This is a genomic window from Pseudomonas sp. AC229, assembly GCF_979254655.1.
Window position 1 is genome coordinate 70,674 of record NZ_CEEDHK010000001.1, and the last position, 20,297, is coordinate 90,970.

The following is a 20,297-nucleotide window of genomic DNA, read 5'->3' on the forward strand; positions in this document are numbered from 1 at the left end:
ACCGTCCGATTCCACACTACTATCAAAGTGACATTACGGAATGGATTGTTTAGGATGTCGCAAAATTGGTCAATAGTTTGGCAAAAAGATGAACAAATCGACATTTACGCCAAGTTACTGACGCCAATTTTAAGACTATTTGTACTGGCAAGATCCTTGCCTTATTCGCTGCTATTCGTTCGGCCGCTTGACCCAAACCACCCCTTTGCACTGCCGTTTACCTGAGTTTCCAGGGAGAGTCTTCACATGAGCACCGTCGTCGCCATCGTTAAAAGCATTGTTGGCCAAGTCATCGCGACATCCGCCGAGGGCGCTCATCGCGTGCTGGTTGAAGGCGACCGTTTGTATGTAGGCGACACCTTGGATACCGGTGCCGGCGGCATGGTCACACTGGAGTTGGCCGACGGCCGCATGCTCGACCTGGGCCGCGACACGCAGTGGAGCAGCGCCGATGCCGCGAGCCCCATCACCGAAGCGACGGCCCAAAGCGCCGCCGAGGCCCGCGCCGAAGTGGTGGATGTGCAGCGCGCCATCGTCGCCGGCGCCGACCCGACTCAAGACCTCCCGGCTACCGCTGCCGGCCCTGGCGCGGGTGGCGCGGCCGGTGGTGCAGCCGGTGGTGGCCGCAGCTTCGTACTGCTGAGCGAAACCGCAGGCGAAGTGCAGCCTGAGATCGGTATCAATTTCAGCAACACGACGGACGGTGATGGGGTTGTTCAGCAGCAAGCGTTCGGCGCCGAGCAAAACGTGGCGCCGCGTTTCGTCACTGCCGACGGAAATGATGCAAGTTCGACAATTAATGTCACTACCGACGAAGACGTGGCCTTTAACGGCGCCTTCACCGCTGTTGATAACAACGGCGACGCATTGACGTACACCCTGGTGGGCACCGGCCCGGCGAACGGTTCTTTGACGCTGAGCCCGCAAGGCGTCTGGGTGTACACCCCGGTGGCCAACTACAACGGCCCCGACAGTTTTCAGGTGGTGGTGACCGATGGCCGTGGCGCCAGCGACACCCTGACCGTGAACATCGGCGTCACGCCGGTTAACGATGCACCGGTTGCCGATGCCGCCAACGGCAGCGCCACAGAAGACGGCGCCATCGTCTCTGGCCAACTGACCGCCAGCGACGTCGATACCGGCGACACCCAAACCTTCACCCTGCAAGCCGGCGCCACCGCGCCAGCCGGTTTCACCCTGAACGGCAACGGCACCTGGTCCATCGACCCGAGTAACGCGGCGTACCAGAACCTGGCGGCCGGCGAGCAGCTGACCCTTAACGTGCCGTTCACCGTCACCGACAGCGGCGGCCTGACCAGCAACAACGTGCTGACCCTGACCATCACCGGCGTAAACGATGCCCCGGTGGTGAGCGGCGATGTCACCGTCACCACCAACGAAGACGCCGGCGGCCTGACGGTCGACCTGCTGGCCAACGCCAGCGATGTCGACAAGGGCGATGTGGTCAGCGTGACCAATGTTGCCCAGTCCGGCGCAGGCGATGCTTCAGGCGTCACCATCAATGCCAACGGCACCCTGAGCGTGACCCCCGGCGCCTACAACTACCTGGCCGCCGGCGAGAGCGTCACCCTCACCTACACCTATAACGTGGTCGACCAGAACGGCGGCGTTACCCCGGCCAGCGCCACTATCACCATCGACGGCGTTAACGACGCCCCAGTGGTCAGTGCTGCTGTGAGTGCCGCGACCAACGAAGACGCTGCCCCGCTCACCGTTAACCTGCTGCAAAACGCCAGCGACGTAGACCTGAGCGACAGCCTCAGCGTGGCCAATCTGCAGGAAACCAGCGGCGGCAACACTGCCGGCGTATCGCTGAATGCAGACGGCACCCTGAGCGTCAACCCGAACGCCTACACCTATTTGGCTGCCGGCCAGCAGGTGGTGCTGAACTACACCTACGACGTCATCGACAGCAACGGCGGCGTTACGCCAACGACGGCCACCATCACCATCGACGGCCGCAACGATGCACCGGTAGCCGTGGCCGATGTGAAGTCGGGCAGCGAAGACACCGTGATCACCGGCAACGTGATCAGCAACGACAGCGACGTGGACGCAGGCGCCGTGCTGTCGGTAACCAAGTTCAGCTATTCGGTTGGCCCGTTTACCTTCAGCGCCAACGCCGGCGACACCCTGAACACGATCGTCGGCAAGCTGACCATCAGCGCCAACGGTGATTTCACCTTTACCCCGGTTGCCAACTACAACGGCCCGGTGCCGACCGTCACTTACACCTTGAGCGACGGCACTGCCACCAGCACCGCCACGCTAAATATCAACGTCACGCTGGTCAACGACGCGCCATTCATTACCGCGCCGAGCAGCGTGCAAGTGACCAGCGAAGACACCAGCAAAGTGTTCTCAGTGCTGCGTGGCAACAGCATCGCCACTGGCGACATCGACAGCGCCAACCTCACCACCACCTTGAATGTCGACCACGGCACCCTGACGCTCGGCCCAGTGGCCGGCGGCGTGACCGTGACCGGCAATGGCACCGGCAGCCTGGTGCTCAGCGGCAGCTCGGCGGCCATCAACGCCGCCTTGCAAGGCCTGAACTACAAGCCGACCGCCGACTACAACGGCGTCGACAACCTGAAAATCAGCAGCACCGACGGCAGCCTGACCACCAACAGCAACGTCGCCATTCGCGTTGATGCCGTGGCCGACATCCGCCCGGATACCGTCAGCGTCAACGAAGACAACGTGCTCACCTTCAACGCCATTACCGGCGTGGGCGGCGGCACTGCCGACAATTTCGAAAACGCCGGCCGTGCCGTGACTTCGGTAACCCAGGGCGCCCATGGCAGCGTGACCTTCAACGCCGACGGCACGCTGGTGTACACACCAGCCGCCAACTACAACGGCACCGACACCTTCACCTACACCGTGACCTCGGGCGGCGTGACTGAAACCGCGACCGTGACCGTGAACGTCAACCCGGTCAACGATGCTGCCGTGCTCACCCCGGCGAACGTGGCCGTGGCCGAAACCGATGCCGCCATCACCACCGGCGGCACGCTGAGCATTAGCGACATCGACAGCCCGGCCACCTTCGCCGCGCAAACCAACACCGCTGGCACCTACGGCACCTTTAGCGTCAACGCCAACGGCGCGTGGACCTACCAGGCCAACTCGGCCTACAACAACCTGAACGTCGGCCAGAGCGTCAGCGACACCTTCACCGTAGTCAGTGCCGATGGCACGCCGACCACCGTGACCGTGACCATCAACGGCACCAACGACGCACCGGTTGCCAGCAGCACCGTGGTCGCCAGCGGCAATGAAGATTCGGCAGCGCCGATTGCCGTCACCCTGGCCGGCAGCGACGTCGACGGCACCGTCACCAGCTACTCGATTGAATCGCTCCCGGACCACGGCACCCTGTATTCCGATGCAGCCGGCACGCAAGCCATCAGCGTTGGCCAAGTGGTCAGCGGCCCGGTGTATTTCGTGCCCACCGCCAACTGGGGCGGCAGCACCACCTTCGACTTCAAAGCCATCGACAACAATGGCGCCAGCTCCACCACTGGCAGCGCCGCCATCAACGTCACGCCAGTGGCCGATGCGCCTACCCTGACCTTCGGTGCCGGCAGCCAACTGGCGTCCACCGACTTCCAGGAAATCAACCTGAGCGGCGGTTTCAGCAACAGCGTTTCCGAGGGCTCGCTGGGCGGCGGCCAATGGCACACCGATAACAGCGGCAACGCTGTGGAAGTCGGTAGCGAAGGCACTTACATCAACGGCGGCAGCGGCAGCAACCAGGTCATTGAACTGGAACGCAACCCAGGCGATGCCAGCAACCTGAACACCACCGTGGCCGCGCAAGCCGGCGACACCTTCGTGGTGCAACTGCAGTACTCGCCACGCAGCGGTTCCGAAGCAAACTCCAGCATCGACGTGTTCTGGGGCGGCGTAAAAGTCGGCACCCTGAGCGGCACCACCGCCGGGCTGACCAATTACAGCTTCACCCTGCCAGCCGACACCGCTGGCAACTACACCCTGGAATTCCGCGCCACCGACAGCAACTCGGTCGGCGGCCTGCTCGACAACATCAGCCTCGGTCAGCAGGTCAATGTTGGCCTGGAAGATCACGCCATTCGCTTGTCGAGCATTACTGCTGCGGTGACCGACACCGACGGTTCGGAAAGCATCAGCAAAATCACCATCGACGACGCGCCGGCCGGCTCGGTACTCAGCGACGGCAACGGCAACACCGTGACCAGCACCGGCAGCCCGGTGGACATCACCGGCTGGGCCAAAGGCAGCCTGACGCTCACGCCGCCGGCGAACTTCAACGGCACCATCGTGCTGCACGTTAGCGCCACGTCCACCGAAGCGACTGGCGGCAGCGCCACCACGACCCTGCCGCTGACGGTTACCGTGCGCCCGGAAAACGACGCACCGACCGCCACCAACCAAAGCCTGACCACCGAAGAAGACACCCCACTGACCGGCACCGTAACCGGCAGTGATGTTGACGGCGACACGCTGACCTACAGCTTGGTCACCGCTCCGGCTCACGGCACCCTGACGCTCAACACCAACGGCAGCTTCACCTACACGCCCGCGAAGGACTACACCGGCCCGGACAGCTTCCAGGCCCTGGTCAGCGACGGCAAAGGCGGCACCACCACCAGCATCATCAGCATTGGTGTAACGCCCGATAACGACGCGCCGATTGTTGGCAACCAAACACTGACCACCGCCGAAGACACCCCGTTGACCGGCGCCGTAACCGGCAGCGATGCCGATGGCGACAGCCTCAGCTACACCGTGAAAACTCCGGCTGCTAATGGCAACGTCGCGCTGAATGCCGACGGCACGTTCACCTATACGCCGAATAGCAACTACAACGGCTCCGACACCTTCACCGTCACCGTTTCCGACGGCAAAGGCGGCACGGTTGATAGCGTGATCAGCATCGGCGTCACGCCGGTAAACGACGCGCCGACCAGCGCCAACCAGTCGCTGACCACCGCCGAAGACACCCCGCTGAACGGCGCTGTGACCGGCACTGATGTAGACGGCGACACCCTCAGCTACACCGTGAAAACTCCGGCCGCTAACGGCAACGTCGCGCTGAATGCCGACGGCACGTTCACCTACACGCCGAACGGCAACTACAACGGCTCCGACAGCTTCACCGTCACTGTTTCCGACGGAAAAGGCGGCACGGTTGATAGCGTGATCAGCATCGGCGTTACGCCGGTGAACGATGCGCCGACTAGCGCCAACCAATCGCTGACCACCGCCGAAGACACCCCGCTGACCGGCGCCGTAACTGGCACTGATGTAGACGGCGACAGCCTCAGCTACAACGTGAAAACGCCGGCCGCTAACGGCAACGTCGCGCTTAATGCCGACGGCACTTTCACCTACACGCCGAACAGCAACTACAACGGCGGCGACAGCTTCACCGTCACCATTGCCGACGGCAAAGGCGGCACGGTTGATAGCGTGATCAGCATCGGCGTAACGCCGGTGAACGATGCGCCGACCAGCGCCAACCAATCGCTGACCACTGCCGAAGACACTCCGCTGAACGGCACCGTCACCGGTACTGATGTCGACGGCGACACCCTCAGCTACACCGTGAAAACCCCGGCCGCTAACGGCAACGTCGCGCTGAATGCCGACGGCACGTTTACCTATACGCCGAACAGCAACTACAACGGCGGCGACAGCTTCACCGTCACTGTTTCCGACGGAAAAGGCGGCACTGTTGATAGTGTGATCAGCATCGGCGTAACGCCGGTAAATGATGCACCGACTGCTGCTAACCAAACCCTGACCACCGCTGAAGACACCCCGCTGAACGGCGCTGTAACCGGCACTGATGTAGACGGCGACAGCCTCAGCTACAACGTGAAAACCCCGGCAGCCAACGGCACCGTAACGCTTAACGCCGACGGCACGTTCACCTACACGCCGAACAGTAACTACAACGGTTCCGACACCTTCACCGTCGCTGTTTCCGACGGAAAAGGCGGCACTGTTGATAGCGTGATCAGCGTCGGCGTTACGCCGGTAAACGATGCGCCGACCAGCGCCAACCAATCGCTGACCACGGCCGAAGACACCCCGCTGACCGGCGCCGTGACCGCCAGCGATGCCGATGGCGACACCCTCAGCTACAACGTGAAAACGCCGGCCGCTAATGGCAACGTCGCGCTAAATGCCGACGGCACGTTCACCTACACGCCGAACAGCAACTACAACGGTTCCGACACCTTCACCGTCACTGTTTCCGACGGAAAAGGCGGCACCGTTGATAGCGTGATCAGCATCGGCGTAACGCCGGTAAACGATGCACCGACCAGCGCTAACCAAACCCTGACGACCGCGGAAGACACCCCGCTGAACGGCGCCGTAACCGGCACTGATGTAGACGGCGACAGCCTCAGCTACACCGTGAAAACCCCGGCCGCCAACGGCAACGTCGCGCTGAATGCCGACGGCACGTTCACCTATACGCCGAACAGCAACTACAACGGTTCCGACACCTTCACCGTCACCGTTTCCGACGGCAAAGGCGGCGCTGTTGATAGCGTGATCAGCGTCGGCGTTACGCCGGTAAACGACGCGCCGACCAGCGCCAACCAATCGCTGACCACCGTTGAAGACACGCCGCTGACCGGCGCCGTGACCGGTACTGATGTCGACGGCGACACCCTCAGCTACACCGTGAAAACTCCGGCAGCTAACGGCAACGTCGCGCTGAATGCCGACGGCACGTTCACCTACACGCCGAATAGCAACTACAACGGTTCCGACAGCTTCACCGTCACCGTTTCCGACGGCAAAGGCGGCACTGTTGATAGCGTGATCAGCATCGGCGTAACGCCGGTAAACGACGCACCGACTACTGCCAACCAATCGCTTACCACCGCCGAAGACACCCCGCTGAACGGCACCGTGACCGGAACTGATGTAGACGGCGACAGCCTCAGCTACACCGTGAAAACGCCGGCGGCCAACGGCAACGTAACGCTTAACGCCGACGGCACTTTCACCTACACGCCGAACAGCAACTACAACGGTTCCGACAGCTTCACTGTCACCGTTGCCGACGGAAAAGGCGGCACGGTTGATAGCGTGATCAGCATCGGCGTCACGCCGGTAAACGATGCACCGACTACTGCCAACCAAACGCTTACCACCGCCGAAGACACCCCGCTGAACGGCGCTGTAACCGGCACTGATGTAGACGGCGACAGCCTCAGCTACAACGTGAAAACCCCGGCAGCCAACGGCACCGTAACGCTTAACGCCGACGGCACGTTCACCTACACGCCGAACAGTAACTACAACGGTTCCGACACCTTCACCGTCGCTGTTTCCGACGGAAAAGGCGGCACTGTTGATAGCGTGATCAGCATCGGTGTAACGCCGGTAAACGACGCCCCGACTACTGCCAACCAATCGCTGACCACCGCTGAAGACACGCCGCTGACCGGCGCCGTAACCGGCAGCGATGCCGATGGCGACACGCTCAGCTACACCCTGAAAACCGGTCCGGCCAACGGCACGGTGCTGGTGGGTACAGACGGTAAGTTCACTTATTCGCCAGCCAGCAATTACAACGGCGCTGACACCTTCACCGTGACCGTTTCCGACGGTAAAGGCGGCACGGTTGATAGCGTGATCAACATCGGCGTTACGCCGGTTAACGACGCGCCAGTGGTCACCTCCTCCCCGGCCGCTGCGACCGGCACTGCGGTGGAAGCCGGCAATACCGATGCTGGCGCCACCGTGGCGGGTACGCCGAGCGTGACCGGCACGCTGACTGCCAGTGATGTGGATCAGGGTTCGGTCACTACCTGGACTGTCGCCAACGGCGCCGGCAACTACGGCACTCTGGCAATCACAGCGGCGGGCGTATGGACTTACACGCTGGATAACGCCAAGGCTGCGACCCAGGCGTTGGCCGAAGGCCAGACCGGTAAAGAAACCTTTACCGCGACCGTGTCCGATGGCCAGGGCGGCACCGCTACCCAAGTCATTACGGTTGATGTCACCGGCACCAACGATTCGCCAGTCGTGGCTGCTGCACTGACAGCGGCGGTCGCCGAGGATGGCGCCGCTATCGTCGTTAACCTGCTCAGCGGTGCCAGCGATGTGGATGCCGGCGCCCTGCTGAAAGTCAGCGGCGTCAGCGCCTTGCCGGCCGGTGTGAGCCTGTCGGGCAGCACCTTGACCGTGAACCCGAGCAACGCCAGCTTCCAGTCGTTGGCGCAGGGCGAAACCAAGGTCATCACCGTGACCTACAACGTCGAAGACGACAAAGGCGCCGTTACCCCACAAACCGCGACCATCACCGTGACCGGCACCAACGACGCGCCAACCGTTAGCGGCACTGTGACCGCGACGGGCGCTGAAGACAGTGCCAGCTTCAACGTCAACCTGCTGACCAATGCCAGCGATGTTGATAACGGTGCTGCGCTGAGCGTGACCGATGTCGGCACCTTGCCGGCGGGCGTCACCCGTTCGGGCTCGACCCTTACCGTTAACCCATCCGACAGCAGCTTCCAGTCGTTGGCGGTGGGCGAGTCGAAAGTGCTGACGATCAATTACAGCGTGACCGATCAGTTTGGCGCCAAGACAGCACAAACCGCCGTCATCACCATCACCGGCACCAACGATGCGCCAGTAGTCACCTCTTCCGCCGCTGCCGCCACCGGCACCGTAGTGGAAGCCGGCAATACCGATCCGGGCGCTGTGGTAGCAGGCACGCCGTCGGCCACTGGCACGCTGACCGCAAGCGATGTCGACAACAATTCCAGCACCACCTGGAGCCTGCCAAACGGCGGCGCCGGCAGCTTCGGTACGCTGGCACTCACCGCCGCCGGCGTGTGGACGTACAGCCTGGACAATGCCAAGGCCGCGACCCAAGCGCTGGCAGAAGGTCAGGTTGGCAAAGAAACGTTTACGGCCCTCGTCTCCGACGGCCAGGGCGGCACGGCGACTCAGGTAATCACCGTTAACGTCACCGGCACCAACGATTCGCCTGTAGTCAGCGGCGCAGTCACCGCCTCGGGCGTGGAAGACGGTGCCAGCTTCACCGTCAACCTGCTGGCCGGCGCCAGCGATGTGGACAGCGGTTCCAGCCTCAGCGTGGCCAACGTCGGCACCTTGCCGGCAGGCGTTTCCCGCGTGGGCAGCGTGCTGACCGTGGACCCAAGCAATGCCGCGTTCCAGGCCTTGAAAGCCGGCGAGCAGCAGACGCTGACCGTCACTTACAACGTGGTCGATGACAAAGGCGCGGTGGTGGCGCAAACCGCCGTAATCACCGTCACCGGCACCAACGACGCACCGGTTATCACCTCGAACGCTGCCGCCGCAGCCGGTACCGTCACCGAAGCCGGTCTGACCCCGGCCGGTGCTGCCACTGCTGGCACCGCCACGGCCAGCGGCACCCTGACGGCCACCGACGTGGACCACGATTCCAGCACCAGCTGGAGCCTGGCCAGCGGCACCGGCACTGGCACCTACGGTTCGCTGACCCTGAGCGCCGCTGGCGCCTGGACGTACACCCTGGATAACAGCAAGCCGGCCACCCAAGCGTTGGCGGTAGGCGAGAGCCGTACCGAAACCTTCAACGCCACCGTGTCCGACGGCCAGGGCGGCAGCAAGGTGCAAGTCATCACCGTTACCGTTAACGGCACTAACGATGCACCGGTGGTTACCTCCGCCGCCAGCGCCGCGACCGGCACTGTGGTCGAGGCCGGCCTGACGCCTGCGGGCGCTGCCACGGCGGGCACCCCGTCGGCCACCGGCACTCTTACGGCCAGCGATGCGGACCACGGTTCAAGCACCACCTGGAGCGTGGCCAACGGCACCGGCACTTACGGTTCGCTGACCATGAGCAGCGCCGGCGTGTGGACTTACACCCTGGACAACAGCAAGCCAGCCACCCAAGCCTTGGGCGCGGGCAGCACCGGCACGGAAACCTTTACGGCGACCGTGTCCGACGGCTTGGGCGGCACCACCACGCAGGTGATCAACGTCAACGTCACCGGCACCAACGATGCGCCAGTGGCCGTGGCTGACACCTATGTGCTGGGCCTGACGGGCCAGTACTACGGTTATGCACAGGGCAACGGCGCCAACCTGGCGACCATTTCTCAGGTCGAGTCGCTGATCGCCGGCAAAACCCCGGATGCCACCTTTGTTTCCACCAACCTGAACTACGGCGGCGTCAGCACCAACCTGGGTGAAGGCACCAACCTGCAAACGTTCCTGGGCAATGACAAGGCCAGCCTGTCGACCGACCCGGGTAACACCAGCGACGCGATCATCAAGCTCAGCGGCCAGATCAGCCTGGCGGCCGGCAACTACACCTTCAAAGTGACCTCGGACGACGGGTTTATCCTGCGTATCGATGGTCAGGACGTGGTCAAGTTCGACGGCAACCGCAGTGCTGCTTCCACCACTGCCAACTTCACGATTCCCACCGGCGGCGCGCACCAGATCGAGATCGTTTATTGGGACCAAGGCGGCAACGCCGCGCTGAAAGTGGAAGTGAAAGCAGCCGGCGCTGCCGACACCGCTTACACCGTGCTCGGCGCCAGCGGCAACACCGGCTCCTTGGTGACAGCCGAAGACACCGCGTTGACCATCAACGCCAGCACCTTGCTGAAGAACGATTCCGACGTGGACGGCAACGCCCTCACGCTGACCAGCGTGCAGAACGCCACCCACGGCACCGTTGCGTTGAACAACGGCGTGATCACCTTCACCCCGGAAGCCAACTACAACGGCGAAGCGACCTTCCAGTACAGCGTTAGCGACGGCAAAGGCGGCACCGCCAGCGCCACCGTAACGATGTACGTGACGCCGGTAAACGATGCGCCAGTGGTGGCAGTAACGCCGGTCGCCCTGAGTGGCGACGAAGACACTTCCATCACCATTACCTCGGCGCAACTGCTGGGCAATGCCACCGACCCGGACGGCAACGCGCTAACCGTGGTGGGCCTGAGCAAAACCTCCGGCGAAGGCACGCTGGTCGTCAATGCTGATGGCACCTGGACATTCACGCCGACCAAAGACTGGAACGGCGAGGTCAAGTTCAGCTACACCGTCAGCGATGGCACCGTGGCCACTGCCGACAGCGCTGTGCTCACCGTTAAACCGGTGGCCGATATCAAGGCCGACACGGGTGTGACAGACGAAGACACCGCCATCACCCTCAACGTGCTGGGCAACGACAACTTCAGCAACACCGCCACCATCAGCGCCATCAACGGCACCAGCATTGCCAACAATGGCTCGGTGACGGTGGACCACGGTTCGGTGAAATTGGTTAACGGCCAGTTGCTGTTTACCCCGACTGCCGATTACCACGGCCAGTCGAATTTCACCTACACCGTGACGTCCGGCGGCGTGACCGAAACCTCGACCGTCAGCCTGATGGTCAACTCGGTCAGCGATGCGGCTATTCCAACCGTCAGCGTGACGCCAAAGGGTTACTGGACTTTCGATTCGACCACCAGCAGCGGCTCGGTTGTCACCAACGAGATCACCAAACAGACCGGCACGCTGGCCGATGCCGACAGCAATAAAACCGTCGACCTGCCGCAGCTGAGTTCCACCAGCCGCGCCGAGGGCGCCGGCAAGAATCTGGTGTTCAACTCGGGCAGCGACACCGGTGACCACATCGATGTCAGCACCTCGGTAACGGCAGCGCTGATGGGCACCGCCACGCTGACGTTCTGGATCAATACCGCCCAGGCAGGCAACGCCAACGGCGCCGGCAGCGCGTGGAGCAACCCGAGCATTATCGGCAGCGAACAAGTGAGTGGCGGCAACGACATTCAGTGGGGCGCCATCAACGCCGCCGGCAAAATCGGTTTCGGTCTGGGCAACGTCGACGGCGTGTACAGCACCACCTCGGTTAACGACAGCCAGTGGCACAACGTGGCCATCTCTCGCGACTCCTCCACGGGCCTGGTGAACGTGTATGTGGACGGCAAACTGGAAGCCACCGGCAGCCCGGTCGACGCCGCCTTCACCGGCGCGCTGAATCAGTTGCTGGAAATTGGCGCGACCAATGCTTTCACCGGCAACGGTAAAGATGCCAACGACACGAGCTACTTCAAGGGCGCGTTGGACGACCTGCGCATTTACAGCGGCGTGTTGAGCGCTGACCAAGTGGCTGCCATCCACCACGTGGAAAACGGCTACCAGGGCACCGCGATTGCCAACGCCACCACCACTAACGAAAGCACCCTGAGCCTGAGCGTGACCGACAACGCCAGCGTGCTGAAAGTGAGCGGCCTGGAAGCCGGCATGATCATCAGCGACGGTAACGGCCACACCGCGACCTCGACCGGCGTTGACTCGCTGATCGACCTGAGCAACTGGACCACCAGCAACCTGACCCTCGGCCACACCGGCACCGACTCGGGCACGCTGATCTTCACCGGCACCAACACCGCCGCCAATGGCGATGTGAGCACCACCTACCAGGCGCTGACACTGGCCAACGGCACGTCGGTGCTGGCCACCGGCACGGCGGGCGCCGACACCCTCACCGGCTCGACAGCGGCTGATCTGCTGCGTGGCGGTGACGGCAACGACACCTTGCACGGCCTGGCCGGCAACGATCGTCTGGAAGGCGGCAACGGCAACGACTCGCTGTTTGGCGGCGCCGGTAACGACTTGCTTATCGGCGGTGCCGGCGACGACATCCTGTACGGCGGCAGCGGCAACAATATCCTTACTGGCGGTGCCAATGCAGACACCTTCACCTGGCAGGCCGGCGATGTCGGTAAATCGACCATCACCGACTTCAACGCCAGCGAAGGCGACCGCATCAACCTCAGCGACTTGCTGCCGGATATCACCGACACCAACGTGCTGAGCTACCTGAAAGTGGACACTGCGACGTCGACCATTCAGGTCAGCACCAGCGGCCATATCGATCAGGGTTCGGATGTGAGCATTACCCTGCAAGGTGTGGACTTGAACAACTACGGTTCAAGCTCGGCCGACATCATCAAGTCGTTGGTGGCAGGTACCGATCCGGTGGTGAAAACCGACCACCATTAATTAGGGCGGGACTAAACGGCGCGTTCTCTAGCAGTGTGGAGTTCGCGCCGTTTTTTTGCCTGGCAAGAAAGCGTTGCAGGCGCTACACACTACTGGCAGGGTCTGCGGCTCTGTCTTCCAACCCAACGTGTTGCACGAAACCAAGAGGGATTTGCGGATGCTGTATATCCAGCGCAATGAGCAGGGCCAGCTGACGCGCGTCGAAGCCGCCGAGTTCGAGGGCATGAACGGCACCTTGCCGGCAGACGATCAAGAGGCATTGGCCTGGTATTCGAACCAGACCGTCGAAAGCAACCTGATGCAACTCAAGCAGAGCGACCTGGAGATGATCCGGGTAATCGACGACTTGATTTCAGTGCTGATGAATAAAGGCGTGCTGCGCATCACCGATTTGCCGCCGGCGGCGCAGAGCAAACTGCTCAGCCGTACCCAATCGCGTGAGGCGTTGGGCGGGCTGCATAAGCTGATTAACGATGACGATACCGGGGTGATCTAACCCCGCTTACTGGCTGCCAAACATGGCGGTCCAATAAATACCGGCGTCGCTGCGTGGGTCCAGTGCGTAGGCGGCGCCCAGCTCGCGGTATTGCGGGTTCATCAGGTTGGCGCAGTGGCCGGGGCTGGCCAGCCAGCCGTCGAGCACTTTGCGCGGGCTGTCGTTGCCAGCGGCGATGTTCTCGCCGATGGCTAGACCGGCATAGCCAGCCAGCTCGGCGCGGTCGCCGGGCGTGCGGCCGTCGCGGTCTTTGTGATCGAAGAAATTGCCATTGGCCATGGCCCGGCTATGGGCTTCGGCGGCGCCGGCCAGGGTGTTGTTCCAACTCAAGGGCGCGGCCGCCGCGTAGGCCTGGGTGCCGCACTGGCGCGCCTGGTTGCGGGCGCTGTTGATCATTTGCAGTAACTGTTGGCCCTGACTTTGCCAGTCGCCCATGCGCGCCGTGAGCATTGGGCGAGCCAGGGTGATGCGCCACAAATCGCCTTCGCGGCGCACGCCGATGTCCACGAATTGTGGATCCAGAATCACCCGGCAGAAACTTTCCTGAACGGCTTTCATGGCCGCCGCGCTGTCACGCGCGCCCGCTAGACTGATGGCCTGCACATTGACCATGGGGTAGCCGTTCTTGGCCAGTGCCGTCTGCAAACCGCCGAAGCTGTCCGAGCGCAGGCGCAGGCGCGGGTCGTCGGCCAGCGGCGGCAGCTCTGGCGAGGCCTGGCCTTCGCAGCGCTGAACCTGGCCGCGATAGGCGTTGATGGCCTGTACCAGTTGCGTTTCATCATCAGCCCACACCGGCGTGGTAGTGAGTACGGACAACGACAACAACACGACTGGCACAACGGTTGAACGGACGCGCATGTAACTCTCCCTTTGAGCGGACTGCCCCCATGATCAGCGATTTCGCCTGGCCCTGCCCCGGTCAAACCGCCGGAACTTCAGCGGCCAGCTTATTAGCAGAGCGTATAACGGCATGCAGGTTTATATGCCTAATCAGAGCGCAGCGGGGCGGGTAAGGTTCACCCATGCCACTGTGCCATGAGTGTCGGCGAACACGGCGCCACACGCTATAGCCCGATAGACAACGGAGCGTTTCACCCCGGCAAGTGTCTAGCATAGGACTTGGCCATCTGCCGGCCGCAAGATATCAATCGCTACCCGCCGAATTTCTTTCGCCCACGTTTTGCGTATTTGGAGGTTTTCATGCTCACCATTGGTTATGCCGCCCAAACGGCCAAATCGCCCCTGGCCCCATTCAAATTCGAGCGCCGCGCCCTGCGCCCGAACGACGTCGCGATGGAAATTCTCTACTGCGGCGTGTGCCATTCCGACTTGCACCAGGCACGGGATGACTGGGGCTTCAGCACCTTCCCAATCGTGCCGGGCCACGAAATTGTCGGCCGCGTCACCGAGGTGGGCAGCGCAGTGAAACGCTACAAGGTCGGCGATGCCGTGGCCGTGGGCTGCATGGTCGACTCCTGCCAGGAGTGCGACCAATGCCGCAAAGGCGAAGAGCAGCTGTGTCGACAGGCCAATACCCAGACCTACAACAGCCGCGACCGCATCACCAAAGAGCCCACCTACGGCGGTTACTCCAAACATTTGGTGGTGCGTGAAGAGTTCGTGCTGCGCGTGCCCGACGCGCTGGACCTGGCCAAAGCCGCGCCGCTGTTGTGCGCAGGCATCACCACCTATTCGCCGCTGCGCACCTGGAATGTTGGGCCCGGCAGTCGCGTTGGGGTCATCGGCCTGGGCGGCCTGGGCCACATGGCGGTGAAACTGGCGGCCGGCATGGGCGCGCAAGTGACCGTGCTCAGCCGCAGCAGTGACAAACAAGCCGACGCTCTGGAGCTGGGTGCCGACGCGCTGCTGGTGTCATCCGACAAAGACGCCATGAAAAAAGCCGCGTCCAGCTTTGACCTGATCATCGACACCGTGCCGGTGCGCCACGACGTGTCGCCATACATGTCGCTGCTGGATGTCGACGGCACGCTGGTGATCGTCGGCCAGATCGGCCCCATCGACCAACAGCTGACCCTGCCCTTCGTGCTGGGTCGTCGCCGCTTGGCCGGTTCGCCCATTGGCGGCATTGCCGAGACCCAGGAAATGCTGGATTTCTGCGCACGGAAAAACATCCTTCCGGACTGCGAAATGATCCGCATGGATGAGATCAACGAAGCCTTCGAACGCATGGAGCGCTCGGACGTGCGCTATCGCTTCGTGATCGACATGGCCTCGCTGGCCTGACCCAGCCTGGCGCTGCGCCCGCGCAGCGGCAGATAAAAAGCCATGGGCAAGGCCCGGGCGGGCTGGCTATGATCGGACCCCATGAACAGCGCCACGCCAATCCGCCAACCCTGCCCGCCCGGTGTCTGCATTTGCCGGCTGGAAGAATTGCGCACGGCCGCTGATGCCGACCTGCGCATCGTGCGGCTCACCCGCCTGGAAGAGAAAAAACTGCTCGAACGCCTGGAGCGCATCGACAGCCTGGCCGACCTTGAACACATGTGCCGGCGCATGCACGAGCAATTGGGCATTCGCCTGGACATCGGCCCCGGCCACACCGAAGTGCGCACCATGCGCGGCATTGCCATCTATGTGCACGACCTGCCAGGCCTGTGCCGCAAAACCCGCCAAGCCATTCCAGCCGCCATTCGCCGTGGCCTGGAACACACTCCCCAAATCGCCTTCGACCTGCTTAACGCCAACGACCTGCTACGCGACGCTTGAACGTGTTTAGCGGCGCCGGCCCGACGGTGTCAGGGCGGCGGCCAGCGCCTCCAGCAACGCACTGACTTTCGGTAGGTTTTGCCGGGTTTTCAGCCACACCAGGTTGATCGGCGAGCCCTCCAACGCCAAGTCCGGCAGCACTTGCACCAGGCTGCCGCTGTGCAATTGATCCTGCACCAGCCACAGCGGCAACTGCGCGATGCCCTGCCCCGCGAGCACGGCGACCACCTGCGCTTCGCCATCGCCCACGGCAATCCGCCCGGGCATCACGCGGCGCTCGCGGTCGCCGGCGTGCTCGCCGGAAAACAGCCACGGGTTCACGCCGCCGTCGCTGCGCCCATACACCACGCAGCTGTGCTGCTCGAGGTCGTGCACGGTGCGCGGTTCGCCGTGCTCGGCCAAGTAACGTGGCGCGGCGCAGAAAATAAGGCGTTCGGCACCCAGGTAACGGTGGCCGAGCGCCACGGGCCACTCATCCGAGCCGCCGATGCGCACAAGGATGTCGATGCCCTCTTCCACCGGATCGACGAAACGGTCGGAGAACGACACATGCGGGTGCAACAGCCCGTGCTCGGCGACGAAGTCAAGAATCACCGGCAGCACATGCAGGCGGCCGAACGAGGCGGGCAAATCAACCCGCACTTTGCCGCACGGTTCGCCATGTTCGGTGTGCAGCGCCAGCTCGGCTTCTTCCAGTTCGGCCAACACGGCGGTGCAGGTGCGATAGAAATCCACGCCCGCTTCGGTGAGCGCCAGGCGCCGGGTGGTGCGCTGAAACAGCCGGGTGTCGAGGCGCGATTCGAGCCGCGCGATGCCTTTGCTCACCGCCGAACTGGTGAGGTTCATGCGCTCGGCCGCGGCGGTAAAGCTGCCGGCATCGGCCACGCAGACGAACAGGTCGATGCCTTTCAAGCGTTCAGAAGAAAACATGGTGCGCCCACATTAAGGAATTTTGGTCACAGCAGTTGGGATAAACCAGCGTAAATCGGAACTGCGTTCGCCAATAAGCTTGCCGCCTGGTTTTCTCAAGAGCAACTGACGATGCGAACTTCCACCTCTACGGCGTGCCCCACTGCGCCTTCCTGCGCTGCACCGCGCGCCGGGCTGTCTATTCTGATTCTGGCCGTCGCCGGCTTCATTATTCTGACCACCGAATTCCTCATTCTTGGCTTGCTACCAGCCTTGGCGCGGGACCTGAATATCTCCATTCCTCTGGCCGGCCAATTGGTCACCTTGTTCGCGTTCACCGTGATGCTGTTCGGCCCGCTGCTCACGGCCAAACTGGCGCACCTGCCGCGCAAAAAACTCTTTGTGTTCGTGTTGCTGGTGTTCGTGGCGTCCAACGCGCTGGCCGCCGCGTCGTCGTCCATTTGGGTGCTGGCGGTGGCGCGTTTTATGGCCGCGCTGTTCTTGCCGGTGTTCTGGAGCACGGCCAGCGAAACCGCTGGGCAGCTCGCCGGGCCGGGCAACAGTGGCAAGGCGGTGGCGCAGGTGTACATGGGTATTTCTGCCGCCTTTGTGTTCGGCATTCCGCTGGGCACCTTGGCCGCCGACGCGCTGGGCTGGCGCGGCAGCTTCTGGCTGCTGGCCGGCGCCGCGTTGTTGATCGCCCTGCTCATTCAGCTGGTGATGCCCGCCATGCCCGCTGCGCCGGTGCAAGCCAGCGGCAAACGCCAGACCGACATCCTTAAACAACCGCGCTTCCTGGCCCACGTGTTGCTCTCGACGCTGGCCTTCACCGCCATGTTCACCGCTTACACCTACCTGGCCGACACCCTTGAACGCCTGGCGGCGATTCCGGCAGCCCAGGTGGGCTGGTGGCTGATGGGCTTTGGCGCCGTCGGCATGCTCGGCAATCACCTCGGCGGGAAAATGGTTGATCGCAACCCGCTGGCCGCCATGGTGCTGTTTCTGCTGATGCTGGCTGCCGGCATGCTCGCCGCCGTGCCCGCTGCCGGACACACGTTCTGGCTGGTGGTGGCGCTCACCGCGTGGGGCGTTGCCCATACGGCGCTGTTCCCCATTTGCCAGGTGCGCGTCATGCAGGCCGGTGCCAGTGCGCAGGCCTTGGCGGCGAGCATGAACATTTCCGCCGCCAACGCCGGCATTGGCCTTGGCGCTATTTTCGGTGGTCTGGGTATTCGCCACCTCGGCCTTGAAAGCCTCGGCGTACTGGCGACGGTGGGCGCAGCGGCAGCCGTTGGGGTGGCGTTGCTGATGATGCGGCGTTCGGCTTAGCCGCTTCATGCGATTTGCATGGCGGCCTCAAGGCAATCGTGCAAATTGCTAATGGCAGGCTGATTGCAAAAAACGCCCAACCCGCGAATTTGCTGGGCTGCGAGCAGTTTCAAAAGTTGGCACGTCTGCTGCTCTATGTTCTGCAACGACTAAAACCCCATGGAGCGGTGAAAAATGAAATATCCCGTTAAGCACCTGTTCAACGCCTTCCCGACTTACGAAATCACCTTCAGCCCACGTCCAGACACCTCGGTGCTGTTGACCCTGAAAAACGCCCGCGAGACCTTCACCAAGGTGATCGAGCCGGCGATGATTTTTAACGAGAAGATGGTCGGCCGCCTGATTCGCGAACTGCGTCGTGACATGCGCATCGCCAGTGGCGCCCTGACCCTGAATGTTGAACAAGGTGCTTTCCTGGCCAACCGTGCCAACGAAGCCGCCCGCGCTCAACGCCAGGCCCACGCTCCTCGCGAGTGGCTGCGCGCTCAAGCTTAAGTTCTCTGCCCGCTGCGGCGTGCACGCGCCGCGCGGTTGTACTGTTTTGGATGCACTGCTTAACGGATGGCTTAACGGACAAAGCCTTGCTCACGGATGAGCCCGATGCAGCTTTCTACCCCCTCCTTGTGCCTTCAGCGCCCGCTCGCCATTCTTCGGTGAAGCGCCGGTGCATCGTTCATATTTCCTGAACTAAAGTGACCCCTCGTGGCCTACGCGTTAGCGAGGCAACAGGCGGTGTTCGTGTGTGTGTTGGATACACTTTCCTGCGCAAGATGCGAACACTTCTTTACCGGAAGCCCGCCTTGCTGTATTTCGTCAACACCTTCTTTAGGGTGAAGGCCGTGTGCCATCAATGACACCGTCTGCGCCCGCCACTGCACCTATTAAAAGAACAGCCAACACAGGAGTTTCAGCATGGCCGCACTGGGTCAAGATGCCGTTCAGAAAATCAAAGCCGCCGAGTCGCAGCTGTCCCAAGAGTGGATCGCCTCGCTGCAAGCCACAGGCGGCACCCGCAATCTGAAAGAAGACGAACTCAAAGCCGACACCCGCGAATTCCTCAAGCTGATCAGCACCGCACTGGAAAACGGCGCCAGCGCCGCCATCGGCACTGCGCAGTGGGAAGACACCCGTCAGTTCCTCGAACGCCTGTCGCGCAGCCGCGCTCAGTTGGGGCAGGACTCCAGCCAGACCGCCAACTTTATTTTTGCTCTTAAAGGTCCGTTTTTTACCCTGCTGCAAAAAGAGTTCGGTGACCAACCCGCTCTGTTCGCGCAGCAACTGCTGCAAGCCTCGGAGCTGTTCGACGCGCTCGGCCTGCACACCATCCGCACCTACCAGGCTTCGCGCGAAGCGGTAATCCGTCGCCAGCAAGAAGAGCTGCTGGAACTGTCGACCCCGGTGGTGAAACTGTGGGACGGCGTGCTGGCGCTGCCAATGATCGGCACCCTAGATTCGCAACGCACCCAAGTGGTCATGGAATCGCTGCTGCAACGCATCGTCGACACTGGTTCGGAAATCGCCATCATCGACATCACCGGCGTGCCCACCGTTGACACCCTGGTTGCCCAACACCTGCTGAAAACCGTGACGGCCATCCGCCTGATGGGCGCGGACTGCATCATCAGTGGCGTGCGCCCACAAATTGCGCAAACCATCGTGCACCTGGGTCTGGATCTGCAAGGCGTAGTCACCAAAGCCAACCTGGCCGACGCGCTGGCATTGGCATTGCGCCGCCTGGGCGCCACCGTGACCAAGGCGCAGTAAT

At 62.5% G+C, this 20,297-nt stretch carries 9 protein-coding genes; 7 read left to right on the plus strand and 2 right to left on the minus strand.

What is annotated here, in order from left to right:
* Positions 1 to 246: 246 nt before the first annotated feature.
* Together AC0IW7_RS00290 and AC0IW7_RS00295 are read left to right on the plus strand one after the other, a co-directional pair.
* Complete coding sequence (locus tag AC0IW7_RS00290; RefSeq protein ID WP_471815319.1) at positions 247 to 13,071, plus strand: retention module-containing protein; 12,825 nt, start codon at positions 247 to 249, stop codon at positions 13,069 to 13,071.
* A gap of 157 nt (positions 13,072 to 13,228) precedes the next feature.
* Entirely contained in the window at positions 13,229 to 13,567 is a 339-nt protein-coding gene (locus tag AC0IW7_RS00295; protein WP_122494002.1) for a tryptophan synthase subunit beta, read from the plus strand.
* Positions 13,568 to 13,573: 6 nt separating this feature from the next.
* On the opposite strand, the gene AC0IW7_RS00300 is transcribed toward AC0IW7_RS00295, so the two are convergent.
* Positions 13,574 to 14,425, minus strand: coding sequence for a CAP domain-containing protein (locus tag AC0IW7_RS00300; protein ID WP_471815320.1), 852 nt, complete (start codon positions 14,423 to 14,425; stop codon positions 13,574 to 13,576).
* Positions 14,426 to 14,767: 342 nt separating this feature from the next.
* Here AC0IW7_RS00300 and AC0IW7_RS00305 point away from each other — a divergent pair, with 342 nt between their 5' ends.
* Together AC0IW7_RS00305 and AC0IW7_RS00310 are read left to right on the plus strand one after the other, a co-directional pair.
* Entirely contained in the window at positions 14,768 to 15,811 is a 1,044-nt protein-coding gene (locus AC0IW7_RS00305) for an NAD(P)-dependent alcohol dehydrogenase (RefSeq protein ID WP_463539802.1), read from the plus strand.
* 81 nt (positions 15,812 to 15,892) lie between these two features.
* Entirely contained in the window at positions 15,893 to 16,294 is a 402-nt protein-coding gene (locus AC0IW7_RS00310) for a hypothetical protein (RefSeq protein ID WP_463383569.1), read from the plus strand.
* A 6-nt stretch (positions 16,295 to 16,300) separates the two neighbouring features.
* Here the strand turns inward: AC0IW7_RS00310 and AC0IW7_RS00315 are convergent, their stop codons facing one another.
* The gene (locus AC0IW7_RS00315) at positions 16,301 to 17,224 is read right to left on the minus strand and encodes a LysR family transcriptional regulator (RefSeq protein WP_471815321.1); all 924 of its coding nucleotides are present in this window, start codon (positions 17,222 to 17,224) and stop codon (positions 16,301 to 16,303) included.
* 111 nt (positions 17,225 to 17,335) lie between these two features.
* Between AC0IW7_RS00315 and AC0IW7_RS00320 the strand changes: the two genes are divergently transcribed.
* The 3 genes from AC0IW7_RS00320 to AC0IW7_RS00330 all read left to right on the plus strand — a co-directional run bounded on the left by AC0IW7_RS00320 (position 17,336) and on the right by AC0IW7_RS00330 (position 20,296).
* Positions 17,336 to 18,532 (plus strand): MFS transporter, encoded by a 1,197-nt coding sequence (locus AC0IW7_RS00320; protein WP_471815322.1) that lies wholly within the window; start codon positions 17,336 to 17,338, stop codon positions 18,530 to 18,532.
* Between the two features lie 174 nt (positions 18,533 to 18,706).
* Positions 18,707 to 19,027 carry a DUF3509 domain-containing protein gene (locus tag AC0IW7_RS00325; protein ID WP_471815323.1) on the plus strand — a complete coding sequence of 107 codons (321 nt, stop codon included), beginning with the start codon at positions 18,707 to 18,709 and terminating at the stop codon, positions 19,025 to 19,027.
* Positions 19,028 to 19,444: 417 nt separating this feature from the next.
* Positions 19,445 to 20,296, plus strand: coding sequence for an STAS domain-containing protein (locus AC0IW7_RS00330; RefSeq protein ID WP_471815324.1), 852 nt, complete (start codon positions 19,445 to 19,447; stop codon positions 20,294 to 20,296).
* Position 20,297 lies beyond the last annotated feature (1 nt).

What these genes read in the sequence shown, in the direction of transcription:
- AC0IW7_RS00290 (WP_471815319.1), top strand. Translation starts at nt 247, where the DNA reads ATGAGCACCGTCGTCGCCATCGTTAAAAGCATTGTTGGCCAAGTCATC.
- AC0IW7_RS00295 (WP_122494002.1), top strand. Translation starts at nt 13,229, where the DNA reads ATGCTGTATATCCAGCGCAATGAGCAGGGCCAGCTGACGCGCGTCGAA.
- AC0IW7_RS00300 (WP_471815320.1), bottom strand. Translation starts at nt 14,425, where the DNA reads ATGCGCGTCCGTTCAACCGTTGTGCCAGTCGTGTTGTTGTCGTTGTCC.
- AC0IW7_RS00305 (WP_463539802.1), top strand. Translation starts at nt 14,768, where the DNA reads ATGCTCACCATTGGTTATGCCGCCCAAACGGCCAAATCGCCCCTGGCC.
- AC0IW7_RS00310 (WP_463383569.1), top strand. Translation starts at nt 15,893, where the DNA reads ATGAACAGCGCCACGCCAATCCGCCAACCCTGCCCGCCCGGTGTCTGC.
- AC0IW7_RS00315 (WP_471815321.1), bottom strand. Translation starts at nt 17,224, where the DNA reads ATGTTTTCTTCTGAACGCTTGAAAGGCATCGACCTGTTCGTCTGCGTG.
- AC0IW7_RS00320 (WP_471815322.1), top strand. Translation starts at nt 17,336, where the DNA reads ATGCGAACTTCCACCTCTACGGCGTGCCCCACTGCGCCTTCCTGCGCT.
- AC0IW7_RS00325 (WP_471815323.1), top strand. Translation starts at nt 18,707, where the DNA reads ATGAAATATCCCGTTAAGCACCTGTTCAACGCCTTCCCGACTTACGAA.
- AC0IW7_RS00330 (WP_471815324.1), top strand. Translation starts at nt 19,445, where the DNA reads ATGGCCGCACTGGGTCAAGATGCCGTTCAGAAAATCAAAGCCGCCGAG.